Below are 23,128 nucleotides of genomic sequence, written 5' to 3'. Positions count from 1 at the left end.
AAGTTTGTTTGAGGGAACAAAGCTATGCTGCTCGGTATGTCGCTTTCCACATTCACTCTTCTTCATGTCATCATCAGTCTCATAGGCATCGTCACGGGACTGGTCGTTCTATACGGACTCTTGAAGTCCAGCCGCATGGACGGTTGGACGCTGATTTTCCTGGTCACTACGGTGCTGACCAGCGTCACCGGTTTTCTCTTCCCGTTCAACGGGTTCACGCCGGCTATCGCTTTCGGCATCCTGTCGATGATCTTGCTGATTGCGGCAATAGCGGCGCGCTACGCCTATCACCTCGCCGGCTCGTGGCGCTGGATCTATGTCGTCACGGCGGTGATCTCGCTCTACCTCAACTGCTTCGTGCTGGTCGTGCAGTCGTTCCTGAAGATACCGGCGCTCAATGCGCTGGCGCCCACCGGCTCCGAGCCACCCTTCGCGATTGTGCAGGGCATCGTGCTGCTGTTCTTCCTTATAACCGGCTTTCTCGCAGTCAGGCGGTTTCATCCGCTCGGCGGCTGGCAGCCGGCATAACGCGTATCGCCATTTCGCATTCGACAGCCTGTCGATGTGCTGCTAGAAGCCCGCGCATCAACAGGATCATCGTAAATGGCTGAAGACATAGCCAAGGCGGTTGCCAGGCGCCGCACATTCGCGATCATCGCGCACCCGGACGCCGGCAAGACGACGCTGACCGAAAAGCTGCTGCTGTTCGGCGGAGCCATTCAGCTTGCCGGTGAGGTCAAGGCCAAGAAGGACCGCATCCAGACCCGTTCGGACTGGATGAAGATCGAGCGCGAGCGCGGCATTTCAGTCGTCACCTCTGTGATGACCTTCGAATATGGCGACAACGTCTTCAACCTGCTCGACACGCCCGGCCATGAGGACTTTGCCGACGACACCTATCGCACGCTGTCGGCGGTCGACTCGGCCGTTATGGTCATCGACGCCGCCAAGGGCATCGAGCCGCGCACGCTGAAGCTTTTCGAAGTCTGCCGCATGCGCGACATCCCGATCGTCACTTTCGTCAACAAGATGGACCGCGAGGCCCGCGATACCTACGAGATCCTCGACGAGATCGAGCAGAAGCTGGCGCTCGACACCGCGCCGATCACCTGGCCGATCGGCCAGGGCAAGACCTTTGCCGGCACCTACCATCTCGCCCAGAATGCGGTGCGCCGCGGTGACGACGAGAAGGAACGGACACCGGTCAGCGGGCCGGATTCCAACCGCGCCGCCGGCCTGTTGCCCGACAATGACCGGCCGGCCTTCATCGAGGAACTGGAACTGGCGCGCGAGGCCTGCCGGCCGTTCGATCTCAAGGCGTTCCGCGAGGGCCACCTGACGCCGGTCTATTTCGGCTCGGCGCTTCGCAATTTCGGCGTGCGTGACCTGATCGAGGCGCTGGGCGATTACGGTCCCGCGCCGCGCGCCCAGGAGGCAGACACGCGCAAGGTCGAGGCGACTGAGGAGAAGATGACCTCCTTCGTCTTCAAGATCCAGGCAAACATGGACCCGAACCACCGCGACCGCATCGCCTTTGTGCGCGTCTGCTCCGGCACGCTTCAGCGCGGCATGAAGGCCAAGCTGGTGCGCACGGGCAAGCAGATGAGCCTGTCTGCGCCGCAGTTCTTCTTCGCCCGTTCGCGCATCACCGCCGACGAGGCCTATGCCGGCGACGTGGTCGGCATTCCCAACCACGGCACGCTGCGCATCGGCGACACGCTGACCGAGGGCGAGGATATTCTGTTCCGGGGCGTGCCGAATTTTGCACCGGAAATCCTGCGCCGCGTCCGCCTCGGCGATGCGATGAAAGCCAAGAAGCTGAAGGAGGCGCTGCAGCAGATGGCCGAGGAGGGCGTCGTCCAGCTGTTTCAGCCGGAGGACGGCTCGCCGGCCATTGTCGGCGTCGTCGGTGCGCTGCAGATCGACGTGCTGAAGGAACGTCTGTCGGCGGAATATACGCTGCCGGTCGATTTCGAGATGGCGCGTTTTTCGATCTGCCGCTGGATCGATGCCGATGACAAGGAAGACCTGCTGCGCTTCATCGAATCGCATCGCGGCGACATTGCCCGCGACCTCGACGGCGACCCGGTGTTCCTCGCCCAGCACGAATTCTCGCTGAACTACGAGGCCGAGCGCTGGAAGGCGATCCACTTCGCCGCGATCAAGGATTATCAGGTCCGCGACAGGGCGGCTTGAATTCGAAGCTTTGCCGTCAGCAGGTTTCCACGGCCTCCGGCACGCTGAGGCTCTGCAATGAACTCACCGCCCTGCGGTCGATCGCCCCGATGACGGAGCGCGCCAGTTCGCGGCCGGCGAGCCGGACGTCTTCGTTGACGACGTAGATCTTCGGCCGCAGCAGATGCAGCAGCTTCGAAGACTGCTTCGAGACGATGTCGACATCGGCGCCGACCGCAAGCCCTGCATCTTCCGTGCCGGCGACCAGGGCGAAGGTCGCTGCGCCGCTGCCGCTGACGATGCCGTCGGGCGGCGTGCGCCGGCGCATCAGCTCCCTGGTGTGCTCGCGGATTTCGTCGATCGACTGATCCAGATTGGCCGTGCCGAAGGAAATCTCGTCCAGCTCGCATTCCGCCAGTGCTGCAAGGAAGCCTTCGCGCATGTGCCGGTAGTAGCTGAGGTTGGGCGTCGGAGCGAGCAGCGTGATACGCTTGCGCCCCAAGGCCTTTAGCTTGCGTACCGCTGAAACCGCATAGGCGCGGTTGTCGAAATCGTGGAACGGATGCTCGATCCCCATATGGGTGCGGCCATGGGTGGTGAAGGGAAAGCCGTGCTCGACCATGTAGCGCACGCGCGCGTCGTTCGGCTCGGTGCGCGAGATGATGATGCCGTCGGCCGAGCCTGTCTCGAGCACGTAGCGCACCGGCTCCAGCGGGTCGTTGGTGCGCGAATAGGGCGTGACGATGAAGTGGTAGGGCGTCTGCGCCAGATGCTCGGAAATGCCGTAGATCATGTCGGAGACGAAGCCGCCGACCTGCTCCTCGGTGTTGAGCACGAGGCTGATGACATTGGTCTTGCCGGTGCGCAGCCTGACGCCGGCGCGGTTCGGGCGGTAACCGACCTGGCGGGCGACGAGCTGGACGCGCTTGCGCGTCTCCACGCCGATTTCCGGCGCGTCCTTCAAGGCGCGCGAAACCGTGGTGACGCCGAGCCCGGTCATGAAGGCGATCGTCTTCAGCGTCGGCCGCTCGTCCGTTCTGGAAGAGGCCGGGCCTGCCGGATCGTCGGTTTGTGGTCTGTCATTCATTGCCGTTGCCTGCGGCTCCCCAGAGTGCCCGCATATCGCACTCTAACATTGGACCTTGCAAGTGTTTCCCGCAATACCTGTAACGTTTCAGAAATTGTGCGGTGCGGAATCGATTACCCCTGAACTGTGGGTTGAGGCTGGGCGCGCTGCGTATCGGAAGACTAGCCGGCTATCGGTGAAGGGAATAATCGAAACCCTGATTTTTAACGCAAATTTCTGCTGATTTATTGCAATGCAGCACGGATTTTTGCGCCTGCGATCCAGGCTTGGCGCCGCGTGATATTTATTCGGGGCACGAAAAAATCATGGCGACAGGCCACTCTTCTGTTGCGAAGTCATTTTTCTTCGCATAGCGTGCCGGTCTGTAACGTTTCAGATTTCAGGGAGGAGTGACGATGCGTTATTGTCTCACGACCGCTGCGCTTGCAGCCGGGGTTGCATTCATGACTGCCGGCGCCGCTTCGGCGACCGATCTCGAAGTAACGCATTGGTGGACCTCCGGCGGCGAAGCAGCTGCGGTTGGCGAGCTTGCCAAGGCCTTCGATGCGACGGGCAATCACTGGGTCGACGGCGCCATTGCCGGTTCCGGCGGCACCGCCCGCCCGATCATGATCAGCCGTATTACTGGCGGCGATCCGATGGGCGCCACCCAGTTCAACCACGGCCGCCAGGCCGAGGAGCTCGTGCAGGCCGGGCTTATGCGCGACCTGACCGATATCGCCACCAAGGAAAAATGGACCGAGATCGTCCGGCCCAAGAGCCTGCTCGACAGCTGCACCATCGACGGCAAGATTTACTGCGTGCCGGTCAACATCCATTCATGGCAATGGCTGTGGCTGTCCAATGAAGCGTTCGAGAAGGCCGGCGTCGCCGTGCCGAAGGACTGGAACGAGTTCGTGGCTGCTGCTCCCGCGCTCGAGAAAGCCGGCATCGTGCCGCTGGCAGTCGGCGGACAGCCCTGGCAGGCGTCTGGTGCGTTCGACGTTCTGCTCGCCGCAGTTGGCGGCAAGGACACTTTCCTGAAAGTCTATCAGGACAAGGATGCGGCGTTCGCCGCCGGGCCTGAGATCGGCAAGGTCTTCAAGGCCGCCGACGACGCCCGCAAGATGTCGAAGGGCACCAATGTGCAGGACTGGAACCAGGCCACCAACATGGTCATCACCGGCAAGGCCGGCGGCCAGATCATGGGTGACTGGGCGCAGGGCGAGTTCCAGGTTGCCGGAAAGGTGGCCGGCAAGGATTATTCCTGCCTGCCCGGGCTCGGCCTCAATCCGATGATCGCGACCGGCGGCGACGCTTTCTATTTCCCGCTGCTGAAGGACGAAGCCAAGTCCAAGGCGCAGGAAGCGCTGGCGACGACGCTTCTCGATCCCAAGACGCAGGTTGCGTTCAACCTCAAGAAAGGCTCGCTGCCGGTACGTGGCGACGTCGACCTGAACGCCGCCAATGACTGCATGAAGAAAGGCCTCGACATCCTGGCCAAGGGCAATGTCATGCCCTGGACCGACCAGCTCATGTCGCAGGACACCCAGAAGCAGAAGGAGGATCTCTTCTCCGAGTTCTTCTCCAATCAGGGCCTGACCGTCGAAGACGCCCAGAAGCGTTTTGCCGACATCGTCTCGAGCGCCGACTGATCTTGCTGCCGATACTGCACACCGGCCCCGTCTGAACGGGCCGGTGTGTTCCGGCCTCATATCCAAAAGGATTGCTGTGAGCGAAACCTATCCCAAGCGCCCCAGCCAGCTGTTCAGGAACCTGAGCGCCAAGATCGCCTCCGTACCGATGATCCTTACGGCGGTCGTGGTCTTCGCCGGCGGCACCGCCTGGACCGTGCTTTATTCCTTCACCAATTCGAAGCTTCTGCCGCGCTTCAGCTTCGTCGGGCTCGACCAGTATTACCGGCTCTGGGCGGCACCACGCTGGGGCGTGGCCGTCGAGAATCTTGCCATCTACGGCGTGCTCTCGCTCATCTTCTCGCTGGCGATAGGCTTCCTGCTTGCGGCCCTGCTCGACCAGAAGATCCGCTTCGAAGACACGTTCCGCACCATTTTTCTCTACCCCTTCGCTCTGTCCTTCATCGTCACCGGGCTGGTGTGGCAATGGCTGCTCAATCCGGATTTCGGCGTGCAGGCCGTGGTGCGCGGGCTCGGATGGGAAAGCTTCACCTTCAACCCGCTCTACGATGCCAGCATCGTCATCTACGGCATCCTGATCGCAGCGCTCTGGCAAGGCACCGGCCTTGTCATGTGCCTGATGCTGGCGGGCCTGCGCGGCATCGACGAGGACATCTGGAAGGCGGCGCGCGTCGACGGGATCCCGATGTGGAAGACCTATCTCTTCATCGTCATTCCGATGATGCGGCCCGTCTTCATCACCACCATCGTCATCATCGCCTCGGGCATCATCAAGGTCTACGATCTCGTCGTCGCCCAGACCAGCGGCGGTCCCGGCATCGCTTCCGAAGTGCCGGCCAAATATGTCTACGACTACATGTTCTTCGCCCAGAATCTCGGCCAGGGCTTTGCCGCCTCGACCATGATGCTGCTCAGCGTGATCATCGTCGTCGTGCCGTGGGCCTATCTCGAATTCGGGAGGGCGCGGCGTGGCTGATACGGCAATCCTCGGCATGGCGCCCGCTGCAACCGCATCGCAGACCGAGACCGGGCCGCGCGGAGCAAAGCCGCGAAAAACCTTTTCCCGCCGCAACATCTTTCTCTACGGCACGCTCATCGTGGTGGCGGTCTATTACCTGCTGCCGCTCTATGTGATGGTCGTAACGTCGCTGAAGGGCATGCCGGAAATCCGCCTCGGCAACATCTTCTCGCCGCCGGTGGAGATCACTTTCGAGCCCTGGGTAAAGGCCTGGTCGCAGGCCTGCACCGGCCTAAATTGCGACGGCCTTTCGCGCGGCTTCTGGAACTCGGTGCGCATCACCGTGCCGTCGGTAATCCTGTCGATCGCGCTCGCCTCGATCAACGGCTACGCGCTCGCCAACTGGCGCTTCAAGGGCGCCGATCTCTTCTTCACCATCCTCATCGTCGGCGCCTTCATCCCCTATCAGGTGATGATCTACCCGATCGTCATACTGCTCAGGGAAATCGGCCTCTATGGCAGCCTGTGGGGTCTCGTCATCGTTCATTCCATCTTCGGCATGCCGATCCTGACGCTGCTTTTCCGCAATTACTTTACCTCCGTTCCCGAAGAGCTGTTCAAGGCAGCCCGCGTCGATGGCGCCGGCTTCTGGGGCATATATCTGCGGATCATGCTGCCGATGTCGCTGCCGATCTTCGTCGTCGCGATCATCCTGCAGGTCACCGGCATCTGGAACGATTTTCTCTTCGGCGTCGTCTACACGCGGCCGGACACCTACCCGATGACCGTGCAGCTCAACAACATCGTCAATTCAGTGCAAGGCGTGAAGGAGTACAACGTCAACATGGCCGCAACCATCCTGACCGGCCTTGTGCCGCTGATCGTCTACTTCGCTTCCGGCAAGCTGTTCGTGCGCGGCATCGCCGCTGGCGCGGTCAAGGGTTGATGGTTATGGCGGCAGGCAAGCCCAGCGTCTCGATCAAGGATCTGTCGCTCAATTTCGGCAACGTGCAGGTGCTTCAGGCGCTGAACCTCGACATCGCCGAAGGCGAATTCCTGGTTCTGCTCGGGCCGTCCGGTTGCGGCAAGTCGACCTTGCTCAATTGCATCGCCGGCCTGCTCGATATTTCTGACGGCCAGATCTTCATCAACGGCAAGAACGTCACCTGGGAAGAGCCGAAGGACCGCGGCATCGGCATGGTGTTCCAGTCCTATGCGCTCTACCCGCAGATGACTGTCGAGGGAAATCTTTCGTTCGGCCTGAAGACGGCCGGACTGCCAAAGGACGAGATCGCCAAGCGCATCGCGCGTGCGTCCGAGATATTGCAGATCGAGCCGTTGCTGAAGCGAAAGCCTTCCGCACTCTCCGGCGGCCAGCGCCAGCGTGTCGCCATCGGCCGGGCGCTGGTGCGCGACGTCGATGTCTTCCTGTTCGACGAGCCCCTGTCCAATCTCGATGCCAAGCTGCGCTCGGAACTGCGCGTCGAGATCAAACGCCTGCACCAGCGGCTCGCCAACACCATGATCTATGTTACCCACGACCAGATCGAGGCGCTGACGCTCGCCGACCGCATCGCCGTGATGAAGGGCGGTGTCATCCAGCAGCTTGACGCGCCGCAGGCGATATACAATCGTCCGGTCAATCGCTTCGTCGCCGATTTCCTTGGTTCTCCGAGCATGAATTTCATAAGCGGCCAACTCGAAGGCGGCGAGAAGCCGCACTTCAAGGCAGACGGCGTTTCGGTGCCACTCGACCGCTATGCTTTCGACAAATCCAGTGCCGGCGGGGGCGCCTGCATATTCGGCATCCGGCCCGAGCATATAGCCCATGGCGAGCAGGCGACCGCCTTGCCTTTCTCCCGCGAAATCCAGGTCGACATCATCGAGCCGATGGGCTCCGACATGCTCGTCTGGACCAAGCTTGGCGGCAGCAATCTCACCTTCCGCGCCGAGGCGGAAAAGCCCCTGAAAGTCGGCGACCGCGTGATCGTCGGCTTCGATCCGGCGCGCGCTTCGCTATTCGACGCTCCCACCGGAAACCGTATCTAACCCCCCATCAAACACGGACAATCGGCATGAACTGGTCATTTCAACTTTACAGCGCCCGCAATTTTCAGCCCTGGAACGATGTCGTCAAAACGCTTGGCTGGCTCGGTTACCGGGAAGTCGAAGGCTTTGGCGGCGTCTATGACGATCCCGCCGGCCTGCGTGCCGAACTCGACAAGAACGGCCTTGTCATGCCCACCGGACATTTTTCCATCGACATGCTGGAGAACGATTTCGCCGGCGCGGAAAAAATCGCGAATACGCTCGGCATGAAGGTTCTAGTCTGCCCCTATCTGGTGGCGGAACAGCGTCCGACCGATACGGCAGGCTGGCAGGCTTTCGGCAAGCGTCTGGCCGCGGTGGGCGACAAGGCCAAGAAGGCCGGATTCGGTTTCGCCTGGCACAATCACGATTTCGAATTCGCGGCACTTCCGGACGGCTCGGTGCCGCTGACGCATATTCTCGAAGCGGCTCCCGATATCGGCTGGGAAGCCGACATCGCCTGGATCGTTCGCGGCGGCGCCGATCCCATGGCGTGGATCGACAAATACGGCTCGCGCATCGTCGCCGTGCATGTGAAGGATATTGCCCGCAGCGGCGAGGGACTGGACGAGGACGGCTGGTCCGATGTCGGCCACGGCACGATCGACTGGAGGGCCCTGACCTCCGTACTGCGCGACCGGACGCCGGCAAAATACTTCATCATGGAACAGGACAATCCGAACAATTTCGAGCGCTTCGCCCGGCGCTCGCTCGAAGCTGCCAAGAGCTTCTAGGAGACGACGATCATGGCAAAGAAACTCGGGATCGGCGTCATCGGCTGTGGCAACATCTCCAAGGCCTACTTCAAGCTGTCGCCGCTGTTTCGCGGCATGGAGATGCGCGCCTGCGCCGACATAAATGAAGAAGCGGCCAAGGCGCGCGCCAAGGAATTCTCGCTGCGCGCCGAAACTGTCGAAGGGCTGCTCAAGGCCGACGACATCGACATCGTCGTCAACCTCACCATTCCTGCGGCCCACTATGAGGTGTCGAAACAGGTGCTCGACGCCGGCAAGCATGTCTATTCGGAAAAGCCCTTCGTGCTCTCGGTCAAGGAAGGGCTCGACCTCAAGAAGCGGGCGGAAAAGAGGGGGCTGCGCATCGGCTCTGCCCCCGACACCTTCTTCGGCGGCTCGCACCAGCTTGCCCGCCACATGATCGACGACGGCAAGCTCGGCAAGATCACCAGCGGCACCTGCCATGTCATGAGCCACGGCATGGAGCATTGGCATCCCAACCCGGACTTTTTTTTCCTGCCCGGCGGCGGACCGATCCTCGATCTCGGGCCTTATTACATCACCAACCTGGTCCAACTCATCGGACCGGTGAAGCGGGTGGCCGCACTGACCGCGATCCCCGCCAGGGAGCGGACGATCAGTTCCAAGCCGCGCGCCGGCGAAAAAATCCCGGTCTCGACGCCGACGACCATCCATGCCCTACTGGAATTCGAGAACGGCGCGGTGATCACCTTCAATGCGAGCTGGGATGTCTGGCACAGCGGCCATGCCCCGATGGAACTCTACGGCGAGAACGGCACGCTCTACATGCCCGATCCCAACTTCTTCGGCGGCGACCTGCGCTACACCAAGGGCAGCAAGCCGGCCAAGAAACTGCCGAAATGGGACCATCCTTTCCAGAAGGCCAATGAGGTCCATTCGCAAGGGCCGATGGCCAATTATCGCACGGCGGGCCTTGCCGACATGGCGATCGCCATTCGCGAAGGCCGCCCGCATCGCTGCTCGCTCGACCTTGCGCTGCATGTCGTCGACATCATGACCGGCATCCTGAAATCGGGCGACAGCGGCAAGTTCGTCGATATGCAGACGACCTGCGAGCGGCCTGCAGCACTTGGCATAAAGGAAGCCAAGGCGCTTCTCGCCAAGGCAAAATAGGTCTATCGGGATGGGGCAAATCCAAATCCCCTCCCGGCAGATTCTTCGAGGAACCCATCATGGCCTGGCATCCCGCCGACAACCGCTACGAGACGATGCGCTACAACCGCTGCGGCCGCTCCGGCCTGAAGCTGCCGGCGATCTCGCTCGGGCTCTGGCACAATTTCGGCAACGATACGCCGCACCAGACCAAGCAGGCGATCTGCCGCAAGGCCTTCGACCTCGGCATCACCCATTTCGACCTCGCCAACAATTACGGCCCGCCGCCCGGTTCTGCCGAAACCGCATTCGGCGAAATCCTGCGCACCGACTTCGCCGGCCTGCGTGACGAGCTGATTATCTCCAGCAAGGCCGGCTACGATATGTGGCCGGGGCCATATGGCGAGTGGGGCAGCCGCAAATATGTGCTGGCAAGCCTCGACCAGAGCCTCAAGCGCATGGGTCTCGACTATGTCGACATCTTCTATTCGCACCGCTTCGATCCCGAAACGCCGCTGGAAGAGACGATGATGGCGCTGGACCATGCAGTGCGTTCGGGCAAGGCGCTCTATGTCGGCGTCTCGTCCTACAATTCGCAGCGCACCCGCGAGGCTGCCGCCATCCTGCGCGAGCTCGGCACGCCTTGCCTCATCCACCAGCCGAGCTATTCCATGCTCAACCGCTGGGTTGAGGAAGACGGGCTGCTCGACACGCTGGACGGTCTGGGCGTCGGCTCGATCGTGTTCTCGCCGCTGGCGCAGGGCATGCTGACGACGAAATATCTGAAGGGCATTCCCGAAGACAGCCGCGCCGCGCAGGGCAAGTCGCTGCGCCAGGAATTCCTCAACGACAAGGCGCTCGCCAACATCAAGGCGCTGAACGCCATTGCCGAAAAGCGCGGCCAGACGCTGGCGCAGATGGCGCTGGCCTGGGTGCTGCGCGGCGGGCGCGTGACCTCGGCGCTGATCGGCGCCAGCCGGCCGGAGCAGGTCGAGGATTGCGTCGGCGCGCTGAAGAATCCCGATTTCTCGGATGCCGAGCTTGCCGAGATCGATCAGTACGCCCGCGAGGCCGACATCAATCTATGGGCCCGCTCTGCCGAACGCACGGGGCCTGTGCGGAAGAAGTAATTTTCGACGCAGCCGCTGAAAAACAAAAAAGGCGCAGCCGGATCATCGGCTGCGCCTTTTGCATTCTGGAGCCTGAAGGCTCAGCCGCCACCCGCCCATGGACCGTGATGCGCGCCGGGCGCATCGATGCGCTCGAAGCCATGCGCGCCAAAGTAATCGCGCTGCGCCTGGATCAGGTTCGACGTGCCGCGTCCCTGGCGATAGCTGTCGAAATAGGCAAGTGCTGATGACAGCGCCGGCGTCGGCAGGCCGGCTTCGGCTGCCTGCGCCACGATGCGGCGCAGCGACGGATGGGCCTCCTTCATCATCTCGATAAAGGCCGGCGCCATCAGCAGGTTTGCGAGCGCGCCGCTCTTCTCAAAAGCTTCGGCCAGCGTGCCGAGGAACTGCGAGCGGATGATGCAGCCGGCGCGCCAGATCTTGGCGATGGTCGGCATCGGCAGGTTCCAGCCGAACTGTTTCGAGGCTGCGTCCATCACCGCGAAACCTTGCGCATAGGCAGCGATCTTGCCTGCGAACAGCGCCAGTTCCAGGTCATGCAGGACCTTGTCGCGGTCGCCCGAAAACTTCGAGACGCCGCCGGTGCCATATGCCTTTTCCGCCGCCAGCCGCTCGTCCTTGAGCGAGGAGAGAATGCGGGCCGATACGGCAGCCTCGATGGCGGTTGCCGAAACGCCGAGCGTCTGCGCCTCGATCACCGACCATTTGCCGGTGCCCTTCTGGCCGGCGCGGTCGAGGATCATCTCGACGGTCGGCTTGCCGGTATCGAGATCGTCAGCAGCAAGAACGGTCGCGGTGATTTCGATGAGGTAAGAATTCAGCCGGCCCTTGTTCCATTCGGCAAAAACCGCGCCGATTTCCTTGGGCTTCATGCCAAGCCCGTCGCGCAGCACGCCGTAGATTTCGGCGATCATCTGCATGTCGGCATATTCGATGCCGTTGTGGATGGTTTTCACGAAATGCCCGGCACCGCCGGTGCCGAGCCAGGCAGCGCAGGGCTCGCCCTCGAATTTCGCCGAAATGTCGGTGAGGATTTTTTCAACGCGCTTGTAGGAATTTTCCGTGCCGCCGACCATGATCGAAGGGCCATGGCGCGCACCTTCCTCGCCGCCGGAAACGCCCATGCCGATGAAGGTAAGGCCCGAGCCTTCGAGTTCGGAAAAGCGCCGGATCGTGTCGCGGAAATTGGCGTTGCCGGCATCGATGATGATGTCGCCCGCCGAAAGCACCTCGCGCAGTGCCGCGATCTGCTCGTCCACCGGCTGGCCGGCCTGTACCATGATGATCACCGGGCGCGGTGGTTTGATCGCGTCGGCGAGTTCGGCCAGCGTCGTGCAGGGCACGATCATCTTGCGCAGGTCGCCCGCTGCCTCGAAGAATGTGCCGGTGCGGCTGGTGGTGCGGTTGAAGACGGCGATCGGGTGGCCGTTTTCGGCGATATTAAGGGCCAGGTTGGAGCCCATGACGCCAAGGCCAATCAGGCCGATTTCGGCTTTTTCCATTTTTGTATCCCGGATTGTTTTTGGTTTGAGAAGTGCCTCACCTAGATCCCGATGATCGACCGGCAGGCGGGCCGCGTCAACACGTCACGGCGCGGGTCTGCCCCTGCCATAATGCATGGCAGCGCAGTTTGCTCCCGGCGTCGCGCCGATGTGACTTTCGCAGACAGACAAGGTTCAGCGCCCGCGCCGCTTGCGGCCATAGAGTTCCAGACGGTGGTGGACGATGTCATAGCCCAGCGCCTCGGCGATTTCGTTCTGCAATTGCTCGATGCGGTCGGACTTGAATTCGATGACGTCGCCGGTGTCGAGATCGATCAAATGGTCGTGATGCTCGCCGCTGGCCTGTTCGAAGCGCGAGGGCCCGCCCTCGAAGGCATGGCGGTGAATGGCCCCCAGGCCTTCCAGCACTTTCATCGTGCGATAGACGGTCGACAGCGAGATGCTGGTATCGATCGCGGCCGCGCGCCGGAAGATTTCAAGCGCGTCGGGGTGATCATCCGTCGCCGTCAATATCTCCACGATGATGCGGCGCGGGCGGGTGATCCTGATCCCTGCCTTGCGCAGCATTTTCTCGTAGTCTGGTTTCTGATTCTTCTGCTTTGCCATGCCCGGAATATGCGCCAGATGACACCCAGTTGCAAAGAAGTAAGAGCCTTTCTCAACGGAAAGCCGACGTTGGATACCTCACGCGAGCCTCATGGTTTTGACCATACGGTCAAAAGTTAGCTGCATTGAAGTGCTTTCTCCGCTATTACCGCTGACAGGACTCGTGAAGCGTCACTTCACGGGCTATCCTCCGCCAAAAGTGTGGAGTGAAAGGGGAGGTGATGAGCAGCAAGTTTCTTGAGGCCGGTCTCAGCACAGGAGAGGCGCGGGATTCCAGCGTGACCTCCCTGCCGACGCGCATTGCCGCCAATACGCCTGCCACGCATGGCATTGCCCGCAACCCCGGCATGGCGCTCGATCTGGGCTTTCTCGAATCGATGCGCAACGTCAACCGCTCGGCATTGGAGCGCCGCGTCGCCTCGCTCACCAAGCGCCGCTCGATCAAGGCCGACAACCAGGCGGCGTGGCTCCTGCGTTCCATTGCCTGCATGGACTTGACCACGCTGAATTCGAACGATACCGACGAGCGCGTGCGCCGGCTCTGCGCCAAGGCGATCAACCCGTTGCGCCGCGATATCGCGGAAGGCCTCGGCCTCGGTGACACGGTGATACGGCCCGCTGCCGTCTGCGTTTACCACCCCTTCGTCGCGACGGCTGTGGACGCCGTTAAGGGCACCGGCATTCATGTCGCCGCCGTCTCCACCGCCTTCCCGCATGGGCTGGCGCCGCTCGCCACCCGCCTTCAGGAGATCGAGGCCTCGGTGAAGGACGGCGCCGACGAGATCGACGTGGTCATCCCGCGCGGGCTGGTGTTCGGCGCCAAATGGCAGGGGCTTTACGACGAGATCGTCGCCATGCGTGCCGCCTGCGGCGAGGCGCATTTGAAGGTCATTCTCGGCACCGGCGATCTGGCAACCTTGCGCAATGTCATGCTCGCCTCGATGGTGGCGATGATGGCGGGTGCGGATTTCGTAAAAACCTCGACCGGCAAGGAAAGCGTCAACGCCACGCTGCCCGTCGGGCTTGCCATGGTGCGCTCGATCCGCGCCTATTTCGAACACACCGGCTATCTCATCGGCTTCAAGCCGGCGGGCGGTATCTCTACCGCGAAAGTCTCGCTCGACTGGCTGGTGCTGATGAAGGAAGAGCTTGGCCGGCCATGGCTGGAGCCGGAGCTTTTCCGCTTCGGGGCGTCCAGCCTGCTCACCGACATCGAGCGCCAGCTCGAGCACCATCTGACCGGCCGCTACTCGGCCAATCATCGCCACGCGATGGCGTGACGGCAAAGAATTCGGGAGATTTTTCGATGAACATTCTCGAACGCTACGCCGCGATGGAATATGATGCGGCCCCCGAGGCGCGTAACGAGGCCGACGCCTGGCTTGCTGGCCGCGATTTCAGCAAGGCGCTGTTCATCGGCGGTGAGTGGAAGGCGGCTTCCGGCGGCAAGACCTTCGAGACCAGCGAGCCGGCAACCGGCAAGCTGTTGGCCAAAATCTCCGACGCAGGCGATGCCGATATCGACGTGGCAGTCGCCGCCGCCGCCAAGGCGCTGCCAAAATGGAGCGCGCAATCCGGCTATGCCAGAGCCAAGGTGCTCTACGCCATCGGCCGCGCCATGCAGCGCCACCAGCGGCTGTTCGCGGTGCTGGAATCGATCGACAACGGCAAGCCGATCCGCGAAAGCCGCGACATCGACGTGCCGCTGGCGATCCGCCATTTCATCCATCATGCCGGCTGGGCGCAGTCGCTCGACAAGGAATTCCCGGATCACAAGCCGGTCGGCGTCGTCGGCCAGATCATCCCGTGGAATTTCCCGCTGCTTATGCTGGCGTGGAAGATCGCGCCGGCACTTGCTGCCGGCTGCACCGTCGTGCTGAAGCCAGCCGAATACACGCCGCTGACGGCCATTCTGTTCGCCGAAATCTGCGAGCGCGCCGGCGTGCCGAAGGGCGTCGTCAACATCGTGCCCGGCGGGCCGGATGCTGGTGCTGCGATCGTCAATCATCCCGGCGTGCAGAAAATAGCCTTCACCGGCTCGTCGGAAGTGGGAAAAATCATCCGCAAGGCGACCGCCGGGTCGGGCAAGAAGCTGTCGCTGGAACTCGGCGGCAAGTCGGCCTTCATCGTCTTCGAGGATGCCGATCTGGACAGCGCGGTTGAAGGGTTGGTCGATGGCATTTGGTTCAACCAGGGCCAGGTCTGCTGCGCCGGCTCGCGCCTGCTGGTGCAGGAGGGTATTTCCGACGCCTTCATCGCCAAGGTCAAGACGCGTATGGGCAGGCTGCGCGTCGGCAGCCCGCTCGACAAGAATACCGATATCGGCCCGCTGGTCGACAAAACCCAGCTCGACCGGGTGAGTGGGCTGGTGGCCGAGGGCGCGAAACAGGGCGCGGAATGCTGGCAGCCGGACTGCCCGCTGCCTTCGACCGGCTACTTTTATCTGCCGACGCTGGCGACAGGTGTTTCGCCGGCTAATATCCTTGCCCAGGAAGAAGTGTTCGGGCCGGTTCTGGCCACCATGACCTTCCGCTCGACGGAGGAAGCGATCGAGCTTGCCAACAACACGCGCTACGGGCTCGCGGCGTCGGTGTGGAGCGAGAACATCAACCTCGCACTGCATGCGGCACCGCAGCTTAAGGCGGGCGTCGTCTGGGTCAACGGCACCAACATGTTCGACGCTGCCTGCGGCTTCGGCGGCTACCGCGAAAGCGGTTTCGGCCGTGAGGGCGGCCGCGAAGGCATGTTCGAATATCTGGCGGCAAAGCTGCCGCTGGGCTCAGTGATCAAGCCGGCGGTGACGGAAAAAGTCACCGAGCGCGCGGAAGCCGATGGCATCGGCATCGACCGCACGGCCAAGCTTTTCATCGGCGGCAAGCAGGTGCGGCCGGACGGCAATTATTCGCTCGCAGTCGCCGACAAGAAGGGAAAACTTGCCGGCGAAGTCGGGCTCGGCAGTCGCAAGGACATTCGCGATGCGGTGTCGGCAGCGCGGGGCGTCAAGGCCTGGGCCGAGGCCACCGGCTACAACCGCAGCCAGGTGCTTTATTTCCTCGCCGAAAATCTCGCCGCCCGCGCGGACGAATTCGCAGCGCGGCTGGTGCAACTTACCGGCGCAACCGCCAAGGCGGCGCGCGAGGAGGTCGAGCTTTCGATCGAGCGGCTGTTCGCCTTCGCCGGCATGGCCGACAAATTCGAAGGCCGCGTGCATGCGCCGCCCGCTCGCGCCGTCACACTGGCGCTGCATGAGCCGGTCGGCGTCATCGGCATCGTCGCACCCGACGAGGCGCCGCTGCTCGGTCTGATCTCGTTGGCAGCACCGGCACTTGCCATGGGCAACACGGTGGTGGCCGTGCCGAGCCAGAAGCACGCGCTGCTGGCAACCGACCTCTATCAGGTCATCGAATATTCCGACGTTCCAGGCGGCGCGATCAACATCGTCACCGGCAAGCATGCCGAACTGGCGGCGGTGCTGGCCAAGCATGACGATGTCGACGGACTGTGGTGCGTGGCTGATGCTGACACCTGCATGCTGGTCGAAGCGGAGTCGATCGGCAACCTCAAGCGCGTCTGGACCAGCGGCGGCAAGAATGTCGACTGGCGCTCCGATCTCGTCGCCGGCGATGCCTTCCTGCGCCGCGCCGTCGAGGTCAAGAATGTCTGGGTTCCTTATGGCGATTGAGCGGTTTTCTCATGCGGCAATCGGGCTTGACGCTTCTGGTCTTGTTCTTTACCGATAAATAAACAATTTGATGGGCTGGTCCGCCAGGGGGCCAGCTTTGCGTCGGGAGGAAGCATGACGGGGACATTGGCTGGCAAGAGCGTGGTGATTACGGCTGCGGCGCAGGGCATCGGCCGGGCGACTGCGCTTGCCTTTGCGCGCGAAGGCGCAGTGGTGACCGCCACCGATATCAACGAGACGCTGCTTGCCGACCTCACGCGGGAAACCGGCATCGTGACGCGAAAACTCGACGTGCTTGACGACGCGGCAGTGGAAAAAGCCTTTACCGAGATCGGCCCGGTCGATGTTCTGTTCAACTGCGCCGGCTTCGTCCATTCGGGCTCAATTCTCGAGATGAAGGACAGCGATCTCGACTTCGCTTTCAACCTCAATGTGCGGGCCATGATCCGCACTATTCGCGCCGTGCTGCCCGGCATGATCGAGCGCGGCGGCGGCTCGATCATCAACATGTCGTCGGTTGCTTCGAGCATAAAGGGCGTGCCGAACCGCTTCGCCTACGGCACCACCAAGGCGGCGGTGATCGGGCTGACCAAGGCAGTCGCCGCCGACCATATCGGCCAGGGCATTCGCTGCAACGCCATCTGCCCCGGCACGGTGGAAAGCCCGTCGCTGGAGAGCCGTATGCGCGCCGGTGGCGATTATGAGGCGGCGCGGGCCGCCTTCATCGCCCGCCAGCCAATGGGCCGGCTCGGCACGCCGGATGAAATCGCTGCACTCGCCGTCTATCTTGCCGGCGCCACCTACACCACCGGCCAGGCCTATGCCATCGATGGCGGCTGGACGATCTGATTTTCATTGAAGGAGTTTTGACGTGAAATTGCTGCGCTATGGAGAAGCGGGACGCGAGCGCCCGGGCCTGATCGATGCGGATGGCGTGATCCGCGACCTGTCACAGCATATTGCCGACCTCGGCGGCGAGACCATCGATCCCAAGGAACTCGAGCGGCTGGCGCGCATCGACCCGGCTTCGCTGCCCGTGGTCACCGGCAATCCGCGCATCGGCCCCTGCGTGCATGGCACGGGAAAATTCATCTGCATCGGCCTCAACTATTCCGACCACGCCGCCGAGACCGGCGCCACTGTGCCGCCGGAGCCGATCATCTTCATGAAGGCGACATCGGCCATTGTCGGTCCGGACGACGATCTGCTGATCCCGCGCGGCTCGGAAAAAACCGACTGGGAAGTCGAACTCGGCGTCGTCATCGGCCGCAAGGCCAAATATGTCTCCGAGGCCGACGCGCTCGACTATGTCGCCGGCTATTGCACGGCCCATGACGTCTCCGAGCGTGCCTTCCAGACCGAACGTTCCGGCCAGTGGACCAAGGGCAAAAGCTGCGACACGTTCGGGCCGATCGGGCCATGGCTGGTGACCAAGGACGAGGTGCCGGACCCGCAGAACCTGAAAATGTGGCTCACCGTCAATGGCGAGAAGGTGCAGGACGGCTCGACCAAGACGATGGTCTATGGCGTGCGCTATCTCGTTTCCTATCTCAGCCAGTTCATGTCGCTGCATCCCGGCGACATCATCTCGACCGGCACGCCGCCCGGCGTCGGCATGGGCATGAAGCCGCCGCGCTACCTCAAGGCCGGCGACGTCGTCGAGCTCGGCATCGAAGGCCTTGGGCAGCAGCGGCAGGATGTGAAGGCTGACGCCTGAGCCAAACCCGACCGGAAATCGTCAGCCGGCGATTTCCGGGTCGAGTGTGAACAGCTCCTGCGCCTTGCCGACGCCGCGCAGGGCGTAGCGTCCGACCGAGACGAGTTTTGCCTTTTCCGCCTCCGGCAAGGTGTCGCGAAACGCCGAAGAAAAGAGCGTGCCGCGCCCGGCCGAGCGGCACATCGTCTCGATGCGGCTCGCCTCGTTGACGGCCTGGCCGACCACGGTGAAGTCCAGCCGGTCCTTGCTGCCGATGTTTCCATAGAAGACATCGCCGATATGCAGCCCGAGACAAATGCCGGTGACCGGCTGGTTTTCGGCCGACCGCCGGCTGTTGAGTGCTTCCAGCCTCAGCCGAAGATCAGCTTCGGCTTGAAGTGCAAAAACGCAGGCATGGGCCGGATCGTCGGCGGTGAAGATAGCTAGTATGCCGTCGGCCATCAGCTTCAGCACGTCGCCGCCTGCACCCTGCACTGCCGTAATGACGATCTCCGCATAGTCGTCGAGAAGCGGAATGAGCTGGTCGGAATCGATCCTCTCCGACAAAGCGGTATAACCCTGCATGTCGGAAAACCAGATGACGGCGTTTATCCTTTCAACGATGCCACGCGATATCCGGCCTTGCAGGACACGCTGGCCGGCATCCCGTCCGAGATAGGCCTCCACAAGCGACTGGGCGATGCGCGCTAGTGATGTCGACTTGATCGCCAGGCAGAGTACCGGAACCAGACGCCGGAGCGCTGCGATGTCTTCTTCGCTGAACCCGCCATCGCGCGCCGTCGTCCAGCGCGACAGGATGCAGTCCAGCTCGCCGATAACCGAGTCGCGGCTGAATCTGTGCACCATGGCCAGGTAGTCGGTCTGGCCTTCCTGCTGCAATTCGCCGAAAACGGAGAAGCCCTCGGTCTCGCCGTCGCAGAGCCGCCGCCGCATTTCATTCTCGCCGCTTTGAAGCAGGTGATAGAACGGGCTCTTCTTCCATTCCTCCAGGCCTTCGCCGTGATTGCTCGGGCCGTATTCGACGACCGGCTTTTCAACCAGCTGGTCGCGCCGCCAGAAAAAGGCCCGGCCTTCATAGACGGGGTGCAGCGTATCGACGATAGCGACGCTGCGGGATAGGTCGAGCCCCGCCTCGACGCATCGATCGCAAAAGCCGTGCAGAAGCGCGATCTCGCTATCGCCCGCGAGACCCCGCTGGACGATCCAGTCTGCAAGGTGGTTCAGGCTTTCCTCATTCATCGGCATCCGGCCTGTTCATCACCCACAGGATGCGGCGGCGGCAAGCAGCTTTCAAGCCAGTGTCTTGCCGTCCGCGTCAAACCGATAGGTCCGCGCCGGATCTGGCGTGGCATAGAGTATGGCACCGGGCTCCGCGTCGTAGACGCCGAAGATGCGGATGGTCAACAGTCCGGCCTTTTCCGTGTCGATGTAGAGATTGGTGTCGGCGCCGAGATGTTCGGCATGGATGACCGTGCCTTTCCAGGTGCCCGATTTCGCATCGACGGTCAGATGTTCCGGGCGAACGCCGACGGTCTTGGCCTTCGCCTCGCCCAGGCGTGCGCCGTCGATGAAGTTCATCTTTGGCGAGCCGATGAAGGAGGCGACGAATTCATTAGCCGGCGAATTGTATAGCTCCATCGGCCTGCCGATCTGCTCGATGCGGCCGCCATTCAGCACCACGATCCTGTCGGCCAGCGTCATCGCCTCGACCTGATCATGGGTGACATAGATCATCGTTGCCGACAGCCGCCGGTGAAGCTGCGCGATCTCCAGCCGCGTGTTGACGCGCAGGGCTGCATCCAGATTCGACAAGGGTTCGTCGAACAGAAAGAGTTTCGGTTCGCGCACCACGGCGCGGCCGATGGCGACGCGCTGGCGCTGGCCGCCGGAAAGCTCCGCTGGGCGACGTTCGAGGTAGGGCTCCAGCGACAGCATCGACGACGCCGTGGCGACGCGGCGCGTGATCTCTTCGGTCGGCGTCTTCGCCTGCTTGAGGCCGAGACTCATATTGTTGCGCACGGAAAGATGCGGATAGAGCGCGTAGGTCTGGAAAACCATGGCGATGCCGCGATCGGACGGTGGCACGGCATCGACCTTGCGTCCGTCGATCAGCACATTTCCGGAGGTTGCGTCCTCCAGCCCGGCAATGACGCGCAGCAAGGTCGACTTGCCGCAGCCGGAGGGGCCGACGAAAACGACGAACTCGCCGTCGTTCACCTCCAGGTCGATGCCTTTCAGCACATCGACACTGCCGAAGGATTTTTTGACGTTCTCTATTTTGAGCGAACCCAACTGGTCGTTCCCTTCCGTTTCCTACAGCGTAACAGCGCGGCCCGTCCGCACACTCTCATCCGCCGCAAGGCAGACGGCGAGCGATTTCACGGCGTCACTCATATGGCGGGTGAGGTCGATGTCCTCACGGACGGCCTTCAGCAGAAAGGCCTGCTCGAGGTCACACAAATCCTGATGGCCGGGCTCGCCGCTCATCGACAGGTTCTGGTCCGGCGCTGCAAAGCGGCCATCCTTGCCGGTGGCGGCGTGGTGCACGCGGATCATATTGGTCTTGGTATGGGCATCGACATCGTCGGATTTCGCCTTCTCGTCCACGACGATGGAGACGCAGCCATTGGGCGAGATGACATCCTTCACGAAGAAGGCGGTTTCGGAAATCATCGGCCCCCAGCCGGCCTCGTACCAGCCGACCGAACCATCGTCGAACAGCACCTGAAGATGGCCGTAATTATACATGTCGGAGGCGATCTCGTCGGACAGGCGCAGGCCCATGCCGCGCACCTCGACGGGTTTCGCGTCAGTGATCTGGCACATGACGTCGAGATAATGCACGCCGCAATCGACGATCGGCGAAGTCGTCTTCATCAGCTGCTTGTGGGTGTCCCATGTATGCCCGCTCGACTGCTGGTTCAGGTTCATGCGGAAGACATAGGGTCCGCCGAGTTTGCGCGCTTCTGCGATCAGCCTGATCCATGACGGGTGGTGGCGCAGGATGTAGCCGATCACCAGTTTTTTGCCATTGGCCTTCGCCGCCGCCACGACCCGCTCGGCATCGGCGACGGTCGTCGCCAGCGGCTTCTCGACGAAGACATGGCAGCCGGCCTCCAGCGCTGCGACCGCATAGTCGGCATGGCTGTCGGAATAGGTGTTGATCGAGGCGACGTCGGGCTTCAGCTCACGCAGTGCATCCTCGAAGGAGCGGCGGATTTCATAGCCTGACAGTTCCGCCGGCAGCGGCACGTCCGAGCGATTGACCAGCGATGCGATCTCGAAGCCGGGATTGTTGTGATAGGCCAGCGCATGGCTGCGCCCCATATTGCCGAGCCCGGCAACGACGACGCGCAGAGGCGAATTCATGCTGCCATTCCCCATGATTCCCTTAGAGTTTTCATCACCAGTATGTTCGATCCGTAATATTCGGCCAGTTTGCGAGTCGCCTCTTCGGTCGCGTGCTGGGCAATCAGCGCAAAGCCGAATGTCTCAATAGCCCGCTCGACGGTGTTATGGCGTGCTGCGTTCGGCATAGGGCAGTCCAGGTCCAACGCTTTGGCCAACTGCGCCTGCTCGATTTCAGGCAGTAGCGAGCTTACTCGCCATTGAACCGGGCAATTGTACTCCTTCGGCCGTCTTTCTGGACCGAGGCGGCGTAACCAGATCGCCGCATTCAAATGAAATGAAGGTCCAAATCGGGACGCTTGAAGGTTGACCAAGCCTATGGTTTCGACATTATCGCGGTAAAAGCGGTTCGAGCCACTCGACTTGAAACCATGGCGTGCGCCTACCGTTTGAAGTGTGTCGACTATCAATTCCTTCGATGCCCTCACTTGACGGCTCCCGAGGTGATGCCGCGGATCAGTTGCCGCGAGAAGATGAGGTAGAGGACCAGCACCGGCAGGATCGCCAGCGACAGCGCTGCCAGCACCGCGTTCCAGTTGGTGACATACTGGCCGATGAAGAGCTGGGCACCGAGCGTCACGGTCTTGGTGGCCTCCGAGGGTGCCAGGATCAGTGGGAACCACAGATCGTTCCAGATCGGGATCATGGTGAAGACGGCAACGGTTGCCATGGCCGGGCGCACCAGTGGCAGCACGAGGCGGAAGAAGATGCGGTATTCGCTGAGACCATCGATGCGGCCGGCATTCTTGAGATCGTCCGACACCTGCTTCATGAACTCGGACAGGATGAACACACAGAGCGGCAGGCCTTGCGCGGTGTAGACGAGGATCAGCGCCGTCAGCGTGTTGACCAGCCCGCTTGCCACCATCAACTGCAGGATGGCGACGGTGCCGAGCCGGATCGGGATCATGATGCCGAGCGCCAGATAGAGCCCCATCAGCGTGTTGCCCTTGAAGCGGTACTCGGCAAGCGCGAAGGCAGCCATCGCGCCGAACAGCAGCACGAAGAACAGCGAGGCGACGGTGACGATGAAGCTGTTCTGGAAATAGAGGAAGAAATCGCCCTGCGCCAGAACGGTGGTGTAGCCGACGAGATCGAAGGTCTCGGGCGTCGGCGGCGACAGCGGCGTGCGGAAGATCGCGTTGCGCGACTTCATCGAGTTGATGATGATCACCACGACCGGGAACAGCGCGATCACCGTATAGGCGATCAGCACCGCGTGGGCGGCGATGGTGCGGGGGAGGGAGTGTGTCGCCTTGCTCATCGCGCCGCC

General features: G+C 62.2%; 21 protein-coding genes. 13 read left to right on the top strand and 8 right to left on the bottom strand.

Features of this window, described 5'->3' with window-relative positions; genetic code table 11:
- Positions 1 to 24: 24 nt before the first annotated feature.
- Complete coding sequence (locus WBQ96_RS12115) at positions 25 to 528, top strand: hypothetical protein (protein WP_336550581.1); 504 nt, start codon at positions 25 to 27, stop codon at positions 526 to 528.
- 75 nt (positions 529 to 603) lie between these two features.
- On the top strand, positions 604 to 2,196 hold the full coding sequence (locus tag WBQ96_RS12110) for a peptide chain release factor 3 (protein ID WP_165119172.1): 1,593 nt from the start codon (positions 604 to 606) through the stop codon (positions 2,194 to 2,196).
- A 16-nt stretch (positions 2,197 to 2,212) separates the two neighbouring features.
- On the opposite strand, the gene WBQ96_RS12105 is transcribed toward WBQ96_RS12110, so the two are convergent.
- A complete protein-coding gene (locus WBQ96_RS12105; RefSeq protein ID WP_336550582.1) occupies positions 2,213 to 3,262 on the bottom strand; it encodes a LacI family transcriptional regulator in 1,050 nt (349 codons plus the stop codon).
- Between the two features lie 395 nt (positions 3,263 to 3,657).
- Here WBQ96_RS12105 and WBQ96_RS12100 point away from each other — a divergent pair, with 395 nt between their 5' ends.
- The 7 genes from WBQ96_RS12100 to mgrA all read left to right on the top strand — a co-directional run bounded on the left by WBQ96_RS12100 (position 3,658) and on the right by mgrA (position 10,940).
- The gene (locus tag WBQ96_RS12100; RefSeq protein WP_336550583.1) at positions 3,658 to 4,896 is read left to right on the top strand and encodes an ABC transporter substrate-binding protein; all 1,239 of its coding nucleotides are present in this window, start codon (positions 3,658 to 3,660) and stop codon (positions 4,894 to 4,896) included.
- Between the two features lie 76 nt (positions 4,897 to 4,972).
- A complete protein-coding gene (locus WBQ96_RS12095) occupies positions 4,973 to 5,872 on the top strand; it encodes a carbohydrate ABC transporter permease (RefSeq protein WP_312857885.1) in 900 nt (299 codons plus the stop codon).
- A gap of 16 nt (positions 5,873 to 5,888) precedes the next feature.
- Positions 5,889 to 6,800: a carbohydrate ABC transporter permease gene (locus WBQ96_RS12090; protein ID WP_336550645.1), complete on the top strand. Its 912-nt coding sequence runs from the start codon at positions 5,889 to 5,891 to the stop codon at positions 6,798 to 6,800.
- Positions 6,800 to 7,903: an ABC transporter ATP-binding protein gene (locus WBQ96_RS12085; protein ID WP_442920826.1), complete on the top strand. Its 1,104-nt coding sequence runs from the start codon at positions 6,800 to 6,802 to the stop codon at positions 7,901 to 7,903. The genes WBQ96_RS12090 and WBQ96_RS12085 overlap by 1 nt, the downstream gene beginning before the upstream one ends.
- A 26-nt stretch (positions 7,904 to 7,929) precedes the next feature.
- Complete coding sequence (locus tag WBQ96_RS12080; RefSeq protein ID WP_336550584.1) at positions 7,930 to 8,676, top strand: sugar phosphate isomerase/epimerase family protein; 747 nt, start codon at positions 7,930 to 7,932, stop codon at positions 8,674 to 8,676.
- Between the two features lie 12 nt (positions 8,677 to 8,688).
- On the top strand, positions 8,689 to 9,831 hold the full coding sequence (locus WBQ96_RS12075; protein ID WP_336550585.1) for a Gfo/Idh/MocA family protein: 1,143 nt from the start codon (positions 8,689 to 8,691) through the stop codon (positions 9,829 to 9,831).
- Positions 9,832 to 9,890: 59 nt separating this feature from the next.
- Positions 9,891 to 10,940, top strand: a complete 1,050-nt coding sequence (gene mgrA / locus WBQ96_RS12070; RefSeq protein ID WP_336550586.1) for an L-glyceraldehyde 3-phosphate reductase — start codon at positions 9,891 to 9,893, stop codon at positions 10,938 to 10,940.
- An 80-nt stretch (positions 10,941 to 11,020) separates the two neighbouring features.
- Here the strand turns inward: mgrA and gndA are convergent, their stop codons facing one another.
- Together gndA and WBQ96_RS12060 are read right to left on the bottom strand one after the other, a co-directional pair.
- Positions 11,021 to 12,442 (bottom strand): NADP-dependent phosphogluconate dehydrogenase, encoded by a 1,422-nt coding sequence (gene gndA, locus WBQ96_RS12065; protein WP_336550587.1) that lies wholly within the window; start codon positions 12,440 to 12,442, stop codon positions 11,021 to 11,023.
- Positions 12,443 to 12,616: 174 nt separating this feature from the next.
- Positions 12,617 to 13,048, bottom strand: coding sequence for a Fur family transcriptional regulator (locus tag WBQ96_RS12060; RefSeq protein ID WP_336550588.1), 432 nt, complete (start codon positions 13,046 to 13,048; stop codon positions 12,617 to 12,619).
- A 221-nt stretch (positions 13,049 to 13,269) separates the two neighbouring features.
- On the opposite strand from WBQ96_RS12060, the gene deoC reads away from it, so the two are divergent.
- The 4 genes from deoC (at position 13,270) to WBQ96_RS12040 (ending at position 18,447) form a co-directional block, all read left to right on the top strand.
- The gene (gene deoC / locus WBQ96_RS12055; protein ID WP_336550589.1) at positions 13,270 to 14,328 is read left to right on the top strand and encodes a deoxyribose-phosphate aldolase; all 1,059 of its coding nucleotides are present in this window, start codon (positions 13,270 to 13,272) and stop codon (positions 14,326 to 14,328) included.
- Between the two features lie 26 nt (positions 14,329 to 14,354).
- Positions 14,355 to 16,730 (top strand): aldehyde dehydrogenase family protein, encoded by a 2,376-nt coding sequence (locus WBQ96_RS12050; RefSeq protein ID WP_336550590.1) that lies wholly within the window; start codon positions 14,355 to 14,357, stop codon positions 16,728 to 16,730.
- A 114-nt stretch (positions 16,731 to 16,844) separates the two neighbouring features.
- On the top strand, positions 16,845 to 17,579 hold the full coding sequence (locus WBQ96_RS12045) for an SDR family oxidoreductase (RefSeq protein ID WP_336550591.1): 735 nt from the start codon (positions 16,845 to 16,847) through the stop codon (positions 17,577 to 17,579).
- A gap of 22 nt (positions 17,580 to 17,601) precedes the next feature.
- Positions 17,602 to 18,447: a fumarylacetoacetate hydrolase family protein gene (locus WBQ96_RS12040; RefSeq protein WP_336550592.1), complete on the top strand. Its 846-nt coding sequence runs from the start codon at positions 17,602 to 17,604 to the stop codon at positions 18,445 to 18,447.
- Between the two features lie 21 nt (positions 18,448 to 18,468).
- On the opposite strand, the gene WBQ96_RS12035 is transcribed toward WBQ96_RS12040, so the two are convergent.
- Genes WBQ96_RS12035 through WBQ96_RS12015 form a run of 5 tightly spaced genes read right to left on the bottom strand, consistent with a single transcriptional unit; the run spans position 18,469 to position 23,119 of the window.
- On the bottom strand, positions 18,469 to 19,686 hold the full coding sequence (locus WBQ96_RS12035; RefSeq protein ID WP_336550593.1) for an adenylate/guanylate cyclase domain-containing protein: 1,218 nt from the start codon (positions 19,684 to 19,686) through the stop codon (positions 18,469 to 18,471).
- Between the two features lie 51 nt (positions 19,687 to 19,737).
- Entirely contained in the window at positions 19,738 to 20,739 is a 1,002-nt protein-coding gene (locus tag WBQ96_RS12030) for an ABC transporter ATP-binding protein (RefSeq protein ID WP_336550594.1), read from the bottom strand.
- 21 nt (positions 20,740 to 20,760) lie between these two features.
- Positions 20,761 to 21,816, bottom strand: coding sequence for a Gfo/Idh/MocA family protein (locus WBQ96_RS12025; RefSeq protein WP_336550595.1), 1,056 nt, complete (start codon positions 21,814 to 21,816; stop codon positions 20,761 to 20,763).
- Positions 21,813 to 22,283 (bottom strand): DUF4304 domain-containing protein, encoded by a 471-nt coding sequence (locus WBQ96_RS12020; protein WP_336550596.1) that lies wholly within the window; start codon positions 22,281 to 22,283, stop codon positions 21,813 to 21,815. The genes WBQ96_RS12025 and WBQ96_RS12020 overlap by 4 nt, the downstream gene beginning before the upstream one ends.
- The gene (locus WBQ96_RS12015; protein WP_119813917.1) at positions 22,280 to 23,119 is read right to left on the bottom strand and encodes a carbohydrate ABC transporter permease; all 840 of its coding nucleotides are present in this window, start codon (positions 23,117 to 23,119) and stop codon (positions 22,280 to 22,282) included. The genes WBQ96_RS12020 and WBQ96_RS12015 overlap by 4 nt, the downstream gene beginning before the upstream one ends.
- Positions 23,120 to 23,128 lie beyond the last annotated feature (9 nt).

Origin of the sequence: Mesorhizobium sp. CCNWLY176, from assembly GCF_037153935.1 — a bacterium.
In the GTDB taxonomy this organism is placed as follows: domain Bacteria; phylum Pseudomonadota; class Alphaproteobacteria; order Rhizobiales; family Rhizobiaceae; genus Mesorhizobium_M; species Mesorhizobium_M zhangyense.
The sequence above is the reverse complement of the archived record's forward strand: the minus strand, read 5'-3'. Positions and strand labels throughout refer to the sequence as shown.